9 protein-coding genes and 1 pseudogene are annotated in these 12,532 nt (G+C 60.9%); 7 read left to right on the top strand and 3 right to left on the bottom strand.

The features are described 5' to 3' along the window. The first annotated feature begins 166 nt into the window (after positions 1-166). The 4 genes from AC1DIG_RS14355 to AC1DIG_RS14340 all read left to right on the top strand — a co-directional run bounded on the left by AC1DIG_RS14355 (position 167) and on the right by AC1DIG_RS14340 (position 6,995). Complete coding sequence (locus AC1DIG_RS14355) at positions 167-3,760, top strand: DUF2339 domain-containing protein (protein WP_477767825.1); 3,594 nt, start codon at positions 167-169, stop codon at positions 3,758-3,760. Continuing rightward, positions 3,757-5,121, top strand: coding sequence for a DUF3999 domain-containing protein (locus AC1DIG_RS14350; protein ID WP_477767824.1), 1,365 nt, complete (start codon positions 3,757-3,759; stop codon positions 5,119-5,121). The genes AC1DIG_RS14355 and AC1DIG_RS14350 overlap by 4 nt, the downstream gene beginning before the upstream one ends. A gap of 257 nt (positions 5,122-5,378) precedes the next feature. Next, complete coding sequence (locus tag AC1DIG_RS14345; RefSeq protein ID WP_477767823.1) at positions 5,379-6,389, top strand: class 1 fructose-bisphosphatase; 1,011 nt, start codon at positions 5,379-5,381, stop codon at positions 6,387-6,389. A 3-nt stretch (positions 6,390-6,392) separates the two neighbouring features. Then, complete coding sequence (locus AC1DIG_RS14340) at positions 6,393-6,995, top strand: DUF924 family protein (RefSeq protein WP_477767822.1); 603 nt, start codon at positions 6,393-6,395, stop codon at positions 6,993-6,995. Positions 6,996-7,144: 149 nt separating this feature from the next. Here the strand turns inward: AC1DIG_RS14340 and AC1DIG_RS14335 are convergent, their stop codons facing one another. Both AC1DIG_RS14335 and AC1DIG_RS14330 read right to left on the bottom strand, forming a co-directional pair. Then, positions 7,145-7,909, bottom strand: a complete 765-nt coding sequence (locus AC1DIG_RS14335; RefSeq protein ID WP_371917725.1) for a methyl-accepting chemotaxis protein — start codon at positions 7,907-7,909, stop codon at positions 7,145-7,147. 93 nt (positions 7,910-8,002) lie between these two features. Further along, positions 8,003-9,025, bottom strand: a pseudogene (locus tag AC1DIG_RS14330) (HAMP domain-containing protein); the annotation flags it as partial. 292 nt (positions 9,026-9,317) lie between these two features. Between AC1DIG_RS14330 and AC1DIG_RS14325 the strand changes: the two are divergent. Together AC1DIG_RS14325 and AC1DIG_RS14320 are read left to right on the top strand one after the other, a co-directional pair. Further along, on the top strand, positions 9,318-9,572 hold the full coding sequence (locus AC1DIG_RS14325) for a hypothetical protein (protein WP_054595181.1): 255 nt from the start codon (positions 9,318-9,320) through the stop codon (positions 9,570-9,572). Positions 9,573-9,603: 31 nt separating this feature from the next. Further along, on the top strand, positions 9,604-10,173 hold the full coding sequence (locus AC1DIG_RS14320; RefSeq protein WP_477767821.1) for a lipocalin family protein: 570 nt from the start codon (positions 9,604-9,606) through the stop codon (positions 10,171-10,173). Positions 10,174-10,291: 118 nt separating this feature from the next. Here AC1DIG_RS14320 and AC1DIG_RS14315 read toward each other — a convergent pair whose 3' ends face one another. Beyond that, positions 10,292-11,656 carry a formimidoylglutamate deiminase gene (locus tag AC1DIG_RS14315; protein ID WP_477767820.1) on the bottom strand — a complete coding sequence of 455 codons (1,365 nt, stop codon included), beginning with the start codon at positions 11,654-11,656 and terminating at the stop codon, positions 10,292-10,294. A 187-nt stretch (positions 11,657-11,843) separates the two neighbouring features. Here AC1DIG_RS14315 and hutC point away from each other — a divergent pair, with 187 nt between their 5' ends. After that, entirely contained in the window at positions 11,844-12,512 is a 669-nt protein-coding gene (gene hutC / locus AC1DIG_RS14310; RefSeq protein WP_253912082.1) for a histidine utilization repressor, read from the top strand. Positions 12,513-12,532 lie beyond the last annotated feature (20 nt).

Below are 12,532 nucleotides of genomic sequence, written 5' to 3'. Positions count from 1 at the left end.
GAGCTTGCTCGCGATGGGGTCATTTCATTCAGCATTGATGTTGAATGTAAATCCGCTATCGCGAGCAAGCTCGCTCCCACAAGGTTTGTGCTGTTTCACACTAGACTGAACCAGACGCTGTTGTGCCCGGACTCGCCCGGCAATGGGCCGCTTAGGGATATTGACCATGCAATGGATGTTCATGCTGATAGGGATGGTGCTGGGCTGGGTGCTCGATGAGTCATTCAGCGATGCGCTGATTGGCGCGTTGATCGGCCTGGGTGCGGGGCAGGCGATTGTGCTCAAGCGCCTGAATTCACAAGCGGACGAACAGCGTCGCCAACTGGAGCAGGCGCAGGTCGCCCTCGGCGCGGTCGAGCAACGGCTGGCGCTACTCGAAACCCATGGCGTCCAGGCAGCTCCGGTCCCTGAGTCGACAACGGCCAGCGAGCCGACTATTTCTCCTGAAATCACCTTTGACCAAGCACCTGAGCCTGGCCCGGCGCCGTTGTCTGCCGCGCAGGAACTGGTCTGGGAATTGCCGCCCGAATTCGAACCGGCGCACGCGAGCATCACCCCTGAGCCTGCCGATCTCTGGGCCCCGCAAGCCAGCGAGCCGCTACAACCTGCCGAACCCCGTGGCCCGAATCTGATCGAGCGCGGCATTGCCGCCGCGCGCAATTGGCTGTTCGGTGGCAACACTGTGCTGCGGGTCGGTGTGGTGCTGCTGTTCTTTGGTCTGGCGTTCCTGCTGCGTTACGCCACCGAAGGCATGGTGGTGCCGATTGAAATGCGTTACGCCGGGGTCGCTGCGGCCGCGTTGGCGTTGCTGGGTCTGGGCTGGTGGTTGCGACTGCGCAACACCAACTATGCGTTGATCTTGCAGGGCACCGGCATCGCCGTGCTGTACCTGACGGTGTTTGCCGCCATGCGCTTGCACCCGTTGCTAGACCCGTCGGCGGCGTTGGGCTTGCTGGTGGCCGTGACGATCTTCTCGGCGATTCTGGCGATCACCCAGGACTCGCTTGCGCTGGCCTGCGCCGCGGCGTTGGGCGGGTTTGCCGCGCCGATCCTGACCTCCACCGGCGCCGGTAACCATGTCGCGCTGTTCAGCTACTTCGCCTTGCTCAACACCGGCATTCTCGCTATTGCCTGGTTCAAGGCCTGGCGGCCGCTGAACCTGATCGGCTTCGCGGGCACCTTCGGTATCGGTTTCGCCTGGGGCCTGCGTTCCTATGCGCCGGAACTGCTGTGGAGCACCGAGCCGTTCCTGATTCTGTTCTTCCTGATGTTCCTGGCGATTGGCTTGTTGTTCGCTCGCCGCAAATTGCTCGAGATGACTGACGCGCCGGAGGATGACAGCCGTGAAGCGCTGCTGCGCTGGTCGGCACGCAAGGGTGACTACGTCGACGGCACGATGCTGTTCGGTCCGCCACTGGTGGGCTTTGGCATGCAGTTCGCGCTGATTCATCATTTTGAGTTCGCGGCGGCATTCAGCTCGCTGGCGTTGGGCGTTATTTACATGGGCCTGGCGCGTTTTCTCAGCGGCGGTCGAGCCCTGCTGCTGGCGGAAACCTGCCTGGCGCTGGGGGTGATTTTCGCCAGCCTGGCGATTCCGCTGGGTCTGGATGCGCGTTGGACGGCGGCCGCCTGGGCGGTGGAGGGCGCAGGGATTTTCTGGCTTGGTCTGCGTCAGCATCGGCCGTTGGCACGGGCTTTTGCCTTGCTGTTGCAACTGGGTTCGGCGCTGGCATTCCTCAGCAAGCTGAGCCAGGGCGACAGCAGCCTGCTGGCTGGCTCACCGCTCGGTGCGCTGATGCTCGGCGTGGCGTTGCTGTTCAGTTTCTATCACTTGCGCAATGCTTCCCCTGAGCAAACCGCGGCCTGGGAGCGCAAAGGCTTGCCGGTGTTGGCCTGTGTGGGGCTGACGTTCCTTTATCTGCTGGCGCCGTTGTTCTTCTTCACCCACGGTACTGCGATCAGTTGGGCGCTGGCCGGTTTGGTGACGTTGTTTGTCGGCTTGCGCCTGCAATCGCGGACCTTCCTGTTTACGGCGTTCGCGGTGCAACTGCTGGGCGGTGTGTTGTTTCTGCTGCGGCTGCAAGGTGCCAGCGGTGAGGCAACGGCGGTGTTCAGCGCGGGCTGGAGTGGTTTGCTCACTGCTTCGTTGATTGGCCTGGCGTTGATCGGCGGGATGTTGTTCGCCGCCCGTGACGACATGGTGCGCAGTGACGCGCGGTTGCTGCGTGGGCTGTCGGTGGTGTTGCTGGCCGGGTTGGTGCTGATCAATCTGGCGGTGCTGTTCGTGTTGCCGTGGCAAACGGCGAGTGCGGTATGGGCGGCCAGCGGTCTGTTGATCATCTGGTTGAGCCTGTACTTGCAGCAGCGGGTGAGTTTTGTCTTTGGCTTGTTGTTGCAGGTGATCGGCGGCGCGGCATTCCTGATCGCCGGCCCCGAACTGCTCGGGCCGCTCGCCAGCGAAGGTCTGCGACCACTGGGCCACAGCGGTTTCTGGACGCCGATGGTGCTCGGGCTGGCGGCGATTGTCGGTGCCTGGCGCTTGCAGCTTGGCAATCATGCCAGTGCGTTCGATGCCTTGAGCTTGCAGCGCTTGTCCGAGTTGTTGCTGGTATGGGGCGCGGCCTGGTGGGCACTGGCGCTGATCAGCGAAGTGCTGCGTTTTGCACCGCTGAACCTGCAAGCCACGCTGTTGCTGGGCCTCGCGGCGCTGAGCGTCGCGGTGTGGACGTTGTTGTCCCGACGACTGCAATGGCCGGCACTGGGCGTGCTCTGCACCTTGCTGATTCCAGCGGCGGCGCTGGTCTTGGTCGCAGCCTGGCATTCGCGTTATCACCCGGCGGCGAATTTCGGCTGGCTGGCGTGGGCGATGGTGTTCGGGATGCATTTCATCTCGTTGCGGCACTTGGCGCCGATGCTCCCCGCGCGAGTATCGAGCGCGGCTCATGTGCTGGGTTGCTGGCTGTTGATCGGCGTGTTGGCGTTGGAGTTGCGTTACGGCTTGCTGGTGTTGTCCGAGCAATACAACGCCTGGCGCTGGCTGGGTTGGGCGATCTTGCCGAGCCTGTATCTGGTGCTGATGGCCGCACCGCGCGCCTGGCCGTGGCCGGTGTCGGCGTATGCCCGCGAGTACCGCGTGTACGCCGCACTACCGCTGGCGCTATTGATGCTCGGCTGGTTCTGGCTTGCGAACATTGCCAGTGACGGCACCGCCGAACCGCTGCCTTATCTGCCGTTGCTCAACCCATTGGAAATCGGCCTGCTGTTTGCCTTGTTCGGTGTGTATGTCTGGTCGCGCAGTGCGGTCAGCTCATTGGCGATTCGTGTCGATTACGCCGAGCACGCCACGCAAGTGGTGGCCGGGGTTTCACTGTTCGCCTTCTTCACCGCGCTGGTGATGCGCAGCGCTCACCATTGGGGTGGCGTGCCGTATGAGCTGGATGCGTTGCTGGAGTCGATGTTGGTGCAGGCGGGCTTGTCGATCGTCTGGACCCTGATTGCCCTGAGCCTGATGATCGGCGGTCATTTGCGCCATCGTCGGGAAGTCTGGCTGGTCGGCGCAGCGTTGATTGCGCTGGTGGTCGCCAAACTGGTCTTTGTCGAACTGAGTAACCGCGGCGGGCTGGCGCGGATCGTGTCGTTTATCGGTGTGGGCGTGTTGCTGCTGGTGGTGGGCTATTTCGCACCGCTGCCGCCCAAGCGCGCCGAACCAACGCCTGGGCCTGAGAAGCCGGCCAATGAATCTGAAGGAGTGTCGTCTTGAATCGGAAGTTGTCGCTGGGCGTTGTTGGACTCTGTGTGGCGTTGTCGGCCACGGCTCAGGAAGCACCGGCAGACTTCACCACGCAGGTGCCATTGAGCCTGAGCGGCGAGGGGCCGTGGTATCGCCTCGATTTGCCGCTGGCGGTGCAATTGAATGCGCGCCAGACCGATCTCAGCGACGTGCGGGTATTCAACGCAGCCGGTGAGGTGCAGGCCTATTCGCTGGCGCGGGAGCAGGCGCAGAGCCGCGAAAGTCTGGTGGTGAATAACGTTAAGTGGTTCCCGATTTACGACTCGGCCTCTGCCAGTGCATCGGTGCCGAGCGTGCGCGTGCAGTCGAGCGCCAATGGCACGCTGGTGGACGTCCAGCCATCGAACCCGCTCAAGGCTGGCGAAGAAGTACTGCGCGGCTGGTTGCTGGACGCCAGTGCGATCAAGGCGCCGTTGCAGCAGTTGATCCTCGACTGGAGCAGTGAACGCGACGGCTTCCAGCGTTTCAGCATCGAAGCCAGTGATGATTTGCAGCATTGGCAGCCGTGGGGTGAAGGCCAGGTGGCGCGGCTGTCGTTTGCCGACGAACGGGTCGAGCAGCATGAAGTCAGTTTGCCGGGGCAGAGCGCGCGTTATCTGCGCTTGCTGTGGAAAACCCCGCAGGCAGCGCCCGCGCTGACCTCCGCGCAACTGCAAAGCGCCAGTTCCAGCTACCTGCCGCAGCCGTTGGTCTGGTCCGAGCCGTTGGCCGGCAGCAGCACCAGGGCCGGCGAATACACCTGGCAATTGCCGATGGGCTTGAGCGTCGAGCGCTTGCAGGTCGAGTTGAGCCAGGCCAACAGCCTGGCGCCGGTGACCCTGTCGGGGCGTCGCGAAAGCAGCTTGCCGTGGCAGCCGTTGAGCAGTGGTTTGCTCTATCGGCTGACGCAAAATGGTCAGGACGTGGTGCAGAACGAATTGCAGGTGCCTGGCCAGGTGGTGCAGCAGTTGAAGCTGACTGTCGATGAGCGCGGCGGCGGCTTGGGTGCACAGGCTCCGACAGTGCGTTATGCCGTGCGCTCGACCCAGGTGGTGTTCCTCGCTCGCGGGGCGGGGCCGTACACACTGGCGCTGGGTAGCGCGACGGTTAAAGCGGCGAGCTTGCCGCTGTCGACGCTGATTCCCGATTACAGTCCCAAGCGTCTGACGACGTTGGGCCAGGCCAGGGTCGATGGTGCGGCGGTGGTGACTTCACCGGTAGCAGCTGTGGCGCCGATTGTCCCGGGCGCAAACTGGAAGAAGATCGGCCTGTGGGCGGTGCTCTTGCTCGGTGTGGCGGGTTTGGCGGGGATGGCGTTCAGTTTGCTGCGCAAGCCCCCCGTCAAATCCTGAAAGCGGGTGCTTCGCACCCAATCGCGAGCAAGGACAGCGCAAATCCTGTGGGAGCGAGCTTGCTCGCGATGGCGTCCTTGAAACCACCAAAAATATCAAAACTGGCGCCTATCTTACGGCCACACCCCACTGGTTTCGAACTACGCTCAACCCCGCGCATGAACTCTCTTCAGTGAATCTCGTCTGATAAGAGGAATTGCGCATCGACTCGCGTTAAACTGCGCGGGTTTTTAGCCCCCATTCCTCCGGAGCCTTCCATGTCCCGCGTTACCTTGAGTCGCTATTTGATTGAGCAGACCCGTAGCAACAACACTCCTGCCGATCTGCGCTTTCTGATCGAAGTAGTGGCGCGTGCTTGCAAGGAAATCAGCCACGCCGTTTCCAAAGGCGCCCTGGGCGGCGTTCTGGGCAGCATGGGCACTGAAAACGTGCAAGGCGAAGTCCAGAAGAAACTCGACGTGCTCTCTAACGAGATCCTGCTCGAAGCCAACGAATGGGGCGGTCACCTGGCCGGCATGGCGTCCGAAGAAATGGACAATGCCTACCAGATTCCGGGCAAATACCCGAAAGGCGCGTACCTGCTGGTATTCGACCCACTGGACGGTTCGTCGAACATCGATATCAACGCGCCGGTCGGTACTATTTTCTCGGTACTGCGTTGCCCGAACGAATACCTGAGCCAGAACGAACCTTTGAACGAAAAGGCTTTCCTGCAGCCAGGCACCCAACAGGTAGCCGCCGGTTACGCCATCTACGGCCCGCAAACCATGCTGGTGCTGACCCTGGGTGATGGCGTGAAAGGCTTTACCCTGGACCGTGAAATGGGCAGCTTCGTGCTGACCCATGAAGACATCACGATCCCGTCCTCCACTCAGGAGTTCGCGATCAACATGTCCAACCAGCGTCACTGGGAAGCGCCGGTACAGCGCTACGTCGGCGAACTGCTGGCTGGCGAAGAAGGCCCGCTGAAAAAGAACTACAACATGCGTTGGGTCGCCGCGATGGTGGCTGACGTACACCGCATCCTGACCCGTGGTGGCCTGTTCATGTACCCTCGTGACAGCCGCGAGCCTTCCAAGCCGGGCAAACTGCGTTTGATGTACGAAGCCAACCCGATGTCGTTCCTGGTTGAACAGGCCGGCGGCGCGTCCACCGACGGTCACCAGCGCATTCTCGACATCATGCCAGAAGGCCTGCACCAGCGTGTAGCGGTGTTCCTGGGCTCGAAAGAAGAAGTTGAACGCGTCACGGCTTACCACAAGGAATAAACCATGAGCGCGCCTTGGCAGCCGTTGCTCGAATGGTGGTTCGGTTCAGCCGAAGCACCTAATGACGTAGCGGCTGACAAGGGCAAGTTGTGGTTTGGTAAACGTGACAGCCAGGACCTCGAAGCGCGCACGCGTTTCGGGGATCTGGTGGAACAGGCACTGGCCGGCGGATTGACCGAGTGGACGCAACGTCCCGAAGGTTGGCTGGCCCTGGTGTTGTTGCTCGATCAGTTACCGCGAATGATCTTTCGCGAAACCCCCAATTCCTTTGCAGGCGACTTGAGAGCCCAGGCTCTGGTGGCGCAAGGCATCGCCGCGGATTTCGATCGGCAACTTCCGCCTATCCAGCGGGTGTTCATCTATCTGGTGTTCGAGCATTGCGAGCATCTGGCGGTGCAAAACGAAGCCGTCTCACGCTTCGCCGACTTGCTGGCTGAGCAACCCGAGGCGGATCGTGCGGTATTTGCCAATAACCTCGATTACGCCGAACGGCATCAGAAGATCATCGCAAGGTTTGGACGCTTTCCCCATCGCAATGCGGTGTTGGGAAGGGAGTCTACAGCTGAGGAACTGGAGTTTCTTGCAGGGCCTGGGTCTCGGTTCTAGCTATTCGTTGTTGCTGATACCGCTATCGTCGGAACGCCGCCCGGAGCAAGCTCGCTCCCACATTTGATCTTCAGCGGACACAAATTTTGTGTTCAGCCGAGATCCACTGTGGGAGCGAGCTTGCTCGCGATGGGGCCTTCAAGGACGCGTCAGATCCTGAAACTACCCACCAATTGCTTCAACCGCGCCGCTTGCTGCTCAAGATCGGCACAGGCGCGCAAGGTCGATTGCAGGTTCTCCACACCTTCCTGGTTCAGGGTGTTGATCTCGGTAATGTCGACGTTGATCGATTCGACCACGGCGGTTTGCTCTTCGGTAGCGGTGGCCACCGACTGGTTCATGCCGTCGATTTCGCCGATGCGCTGGGTCACGCTGCCCAGGCGCTCGCCGGCCTGATTGGCGATGCCGACGCTGCTTTCGCTCTGGCGCTGACTGTCGGTCATGATGGCGACCGCCTCACGGGCGCCGACTTGCAGCTCTTCAATCATCTTCTGCACTTGCTGCGCCGAGTCCTGGGTGCGATGCGCGAGGTTGCGCACTTCGTCGGCAACCACGGCGAAACCACGTCCGGCCTCACCCGCGCGCGCCGCTTCGATCGCGGCGTTGAGGGCCAGCAGGTTGGTCTGTTGCGAGATGCTGGTGATCACTTCGAGAATCTGCCCGATGTTCACCGTGTTGCTGTTCAGCGTTTCGATGTTGCCGCACGAGTCACTGATTTTTGCCGACAGCTGCTGCATCGCCGCGATGGTCTTATCCACCACCTGCTGACCGTCTTCGGCCAGGCTGCGGGCATCGCTTGAATGTTGAGAGGCGAGTGCGGCGTTCTGGGCGATTTCCTGGGCGGCGGCACCAAGCTGGTTGATCGCTGCAGCCACGCTGCTGGTGCGCGAGGCTTGCTGGTCGGAATTGAACATCGAAGAGTTGGAGGCGCTGACGACACGCAGGGCGACTTCGTTGACCTGGCCGGTGGCCGACGACACTTCGCGGATCGAGGTGTGAATACGCTCTACAAAGCGGTTGAACGAGGTGCCCAGCGCCCCGAATTCGTCCTGGCCATGAATGGTCAGGCGTTTGGTCAGGTCGCCTTCGCCTTCGGCGATGTCATGCATGGCGCGGCCCATGGTCAGCAACGGCTGCATCAGGACGCGGATCAGCATGCCGAGCAGCGCGATGATGATCACCACGGCAATCACCATGGCGATGATTGCCGAGGTGCGGAACTCGCTGAGCATCGAGTAGGCGGTGTCCTGGTCGAGCACCAGGGCCACGTACCAGTCGGCCGACGGCACGCCGTTGACGTGGGTGAACGAGATGAACTGGGTCTTGCCGTCCACCTCGACTTCCTTCATGCCGGGGCTGACCTTTGGCGCGCCGGCGGGATAGGCCTCGGTGAGGCTTTTGAGCACCAGTTTGCTGTCCGGGTGAATGAGGATCTTGCCCTCGCTGCTGACGATGAATGCGTGACCGTGGCCACCGAAGTTCAGCGAGTTGATGATCGCACTGACGCTGCTCAGGTCGATGTCCGCACCGGCCACGCCAATCATCTGGTTCTGATGCTGCACGGGCGTAGCGACGGTGATCACCAGCTTGCCCGAGGACGCAGCGATGTAGGGTTCGGTGACGATGGTCTGCTGTGCGCTGTTGGCGGCCTTGTACCAGCCACGGGCGCGTGGGTCATAGTCCGCCGCGCGGTTGCCGGCCGGGACCGAGAACATCACGCCGTCGGCACCGCCGAAGTAGCTCAACTGAAAGTTGCTGGTGTAGGCCGGCAGGCCGACGGCGCGTTTCAGGCTGTCCAGCGCCGGGCCGTCGACGGCCACTTGCTGGGCCAGCGATTGCAGCAACTGGATGCGGCTTTCCAGCCAGGTCTGGATGTTGCTGGTGGTCAGGCTGCCGAGTTCCTGCATCGAGGACTCGGTGCTACTGCGCAGGGTTTGGCGCTGACGGTAGTCGTTGAACAGAATGAAACAGGCGAACGCTACCGCGACCACAAGGGCAGCAGCGAGCAGGATCTTGTGGCTGAACTTCATGTTTCTGGTCATTAAAGGCGCTACCGCGGGAGGACTGATCAACGAGGAGCGTCAAATTGCCACAGGCAGGCTTGGCGCTGCTTCTATGTCGACAGGGGAGCGCCAAAGATTAGGCGGGTTTTACGAAAACCGACGAAATACCGATCAGCGCATAAAAATGCCTGATTTTGGTGCGAAATGTTGATTTCACCCTTCAAGAAATACCCGGTACCGGTGGGAACCAGAAGGGGGTTTTCTCTTCTAAGCTTCTGGTTGGCAGCCATGCCTCCCCCTCTTTACCAGGAGTTACACCATGTCGCTGCGATCTATCGCCTTGTTGTCGTTTTGCGTGCTGTTGGCTGCGTGCAGCAAGATCAACCAGGAAAACTATTCGAAACTGTCGACGGGCATGCCCAAGGCCGAGGTCGAAGCCTTGTTGGGTAAACCTGCCGATTGTTCAGGCGCGTTGGGCATGTCCAGCTGCACCTGGGGCGACAAGAACAGCTTTATCAGCGTGCAGTACGCCGGTGACAAAGTGCTGATGTTTTCCGGGCAAGGCCTGAAGTAAACCGGGGCCGAACGCCCACGGGAGAAAAATAATGATGCGGTTAGTAATAGTTCTTTTGGCTGGTCTGTTGTTGGCCGGCTGCGCCACTTCTGGCGATGATTCGCTGGCGCCGAAAACGGCCCATAGCGTCAATCTCAAGCGTTATCAGGGTAAATGGTACGAATTGGCGCGCATGCCCATGTACTTCCAGCGTAACTGCGCGCAATCCGAAGCCCATTACACCCTCAAGACCGACGGTGACATGGACGTGTTGAACCGTTGCCTGACCCCTGAGTGGAAATGGGAAGAGGCCAGGGGCACGGCAACGCCGCAGATTCCGGGCAAGAACGACAAGCTGTGGGTGAACTTCGATAACTGGTTTACCCGATTGTTGCCAGGCATGAGCAAGGGTAATTACTGGGTGCTGTATGTCAGCGATGACTACCAGACCGCGATTGTCGGTAGCCCCAATCGGCGCAACCTGTGGTTGCTGTCACGCAAGCCGGAAGTCAACGCCGATACCCGCGAGGAACTGCTGAGCAGGGCGCGTCAGCAGGGTTACGACACCACACGCCTGATCTGGCGAGTGTCGGACACCAAAATGGCCCAGACCTCGAAATAACAGCCACCGCATAACCCATGTGGGAGCGGGCTTGCTCGCGATAGCGGTCTGTCAGTCAACATCATTGTTGAGCTTGATGGCCCCATCGCGAGCAAGCTCGCTCCCACAGTTTTATGCGTCAGCCCAACAGGTCGCGCAGGACCTTGGTGAACGCGCGGTTACTGTCTTCTTCGCCAGCGTGATGCCCATCACGCACCACCCATTTGCCGTTCACCAGCACGTCACGCACCTGGCGATCGCCACCGGCAAACAACCAGCGGTTCAGAATCCCGTCGCCACTGGCGGTTGCCAGGTAAGGGTCGTTGCCGTCGAGCACCAGCCAGTCGGCGCGTTTGCCGACTTCCAATGCGCCAATCGGTTGCCCCAGCGCCTGTGCGCCACCGTCGAGTGCGGCGTCGTACAGGGTGCGCCCGACCATCGGCTGATCGGCGCCATACAAGCGGTTACGTCGCTGATCGCGCAGGCGCTGGCCGTATTCCAGCCAGCGCAGTTCTTCCACCACGCTCAGCGACACATGGCTGTCGGAGCCAATGCCCATGCGCCCGCCTTGGGCGAGGAAGTCTACGGCCGGGAAAATCCCGTCGCCCAGGTTGGCCTCGGTGGTCAGGCACAAACCAGCGATGGCGCGACTCTTGGCCATCAGGCTGACTTCTTCCGGGTTGGCGTGGGTCGCGTGGACCAGGCACCAGCGCTGATCGACGTCAGTATTTTCATACAGCCATTGCAACGGACGGCGACCGCTCCAGGTCAGGCAGTCGTCGACTTCCTTTTGCTGCTCGGCGATGTGGATGTGCACCGGGCAGTGTTTGTCGCTGGCTGCCAGCACTTCGCTGATCTGCTGCGGGGTGACCGCACGCAACGAGTGGAAGCACAGGCCCAGTTGTTGCGCCGGTTGCTGTGCCAGCAGCGGCTGCAGGCGGGCTTGTAGCTTCAGGTAGTTTTCGGTGCTGTTGATGAAGCGTCGCTGGCCTTCATTGGGTGCCAGGCCACCGAAACCGGAGTGGCTGTAGAGTACGGGCAGCAAGGTCAGGCCGATGCCGGAAGCGCTGGCGGCCTGACTGATTTGCAACGACAGTTCGGCCGGGTCCGCGTACGGATGACCGTTGTGGTCGTGGTGCACGTAATGAAATTCGGCGACCGAGGTGTAACCGGCCTTGAGCATTTCGATGTAGAGCTGGCGGGCGATGATCCCGAGTTGTTCCGGACTGATTTTTCCGACGAGGCGATACATCAAATCGCGCCAGGTCCAGAAACTGTCGTTCGGATTTCCCGCCACTTCGGCCAAGCCAGCCATCGCCCGCTGGAAGGCGTGGGAGTGCAGATTCGGCATGCCCGGCAGCAGCGGACCGCTCAGCCGTTCGGCGCCTTCAGCGCTGGCATCGGCCTGGATGTGGGTCAGCAGGCCATCGGCACTGACCTCAAGACGTACATTGTTAGCCCATCCATTAGGCAGTAGCGCGCGTTCGGCAAAGAAGGCGGACATGGTTCAGCACCCCATCGTGTGTTATTTGTATATACATATACAGACGTTTGCCTGCTCGGTAAACTCCGGCAAGCTAGTGACTTTCATCAACGAACAAGGATTTCCTGTGCCGACTCCGCCTGTAGTCTCACCGCTGAGTGCCAATCTGGGTGACAGTCCGGCGCCCTTGTACGCTCGCGTCAAACAGATGATCACCCAGCAAATCGACAGTGGAAACTGGCCGCCGCACTACCGAGTGCCGTCGGAAAGCGAACTGGTCAGCCAGTTGGGTTTCAGCCGCATGACCATCAACCGCGCCCTGCGCGAGATGACGGCTGACGGCCTGTTGGTGCGCATGCAGGGCGTCGGTACCTTTGTCGCCGAACCCAAGAGCCAGTCGGCGTTGTTCGAAGTGCATAACATTGCCGACGAAATCGCCTCCCGTGGCCATCGCCACACGTGCAAGGTCATCACTCTGGAAGAAGAGGCCGCCGGTTCCGAGCGCGCTTTGGCGCTGGACATGCGCGAAGGCCAGAAGGTCTTCCACTCGCTGATCGTGCATTTCGAGAACGATATTCCCGTGCAAATCGAGGACCGCTTCGTCAACGCCCTGGTTGCGCCGGAATACCTCAAGCAAGACTTCACCCTGCAAACGCCTTATGCCTATCTGAATCAGGTCGCGCCATTGACCGAAGGCGAGCACGTGGTCGAGGCGATTCTTGCCGAGCCTACCGAATGCAAATTGCTGCAGATTGAAAAAGGTGAGCCGTGCCTGCTGATCCGTCGTCGGACCTGGTCCGGGCGTCAGCCAGTGACGGCCGCTCGTCTGATCCACCCCGGTTCCCGCCATCGTCTGGAAGGGCGGTTCCACAAATAAAGAGCCACAAATTAAAGAGC

The sequence above is a fragment of the Pseudomonas sp. 05N431 genome, assembly GCF_056397005.1.
This window is presented reverse-complemented; position numbering and strand designations above follow the sequence as displayed.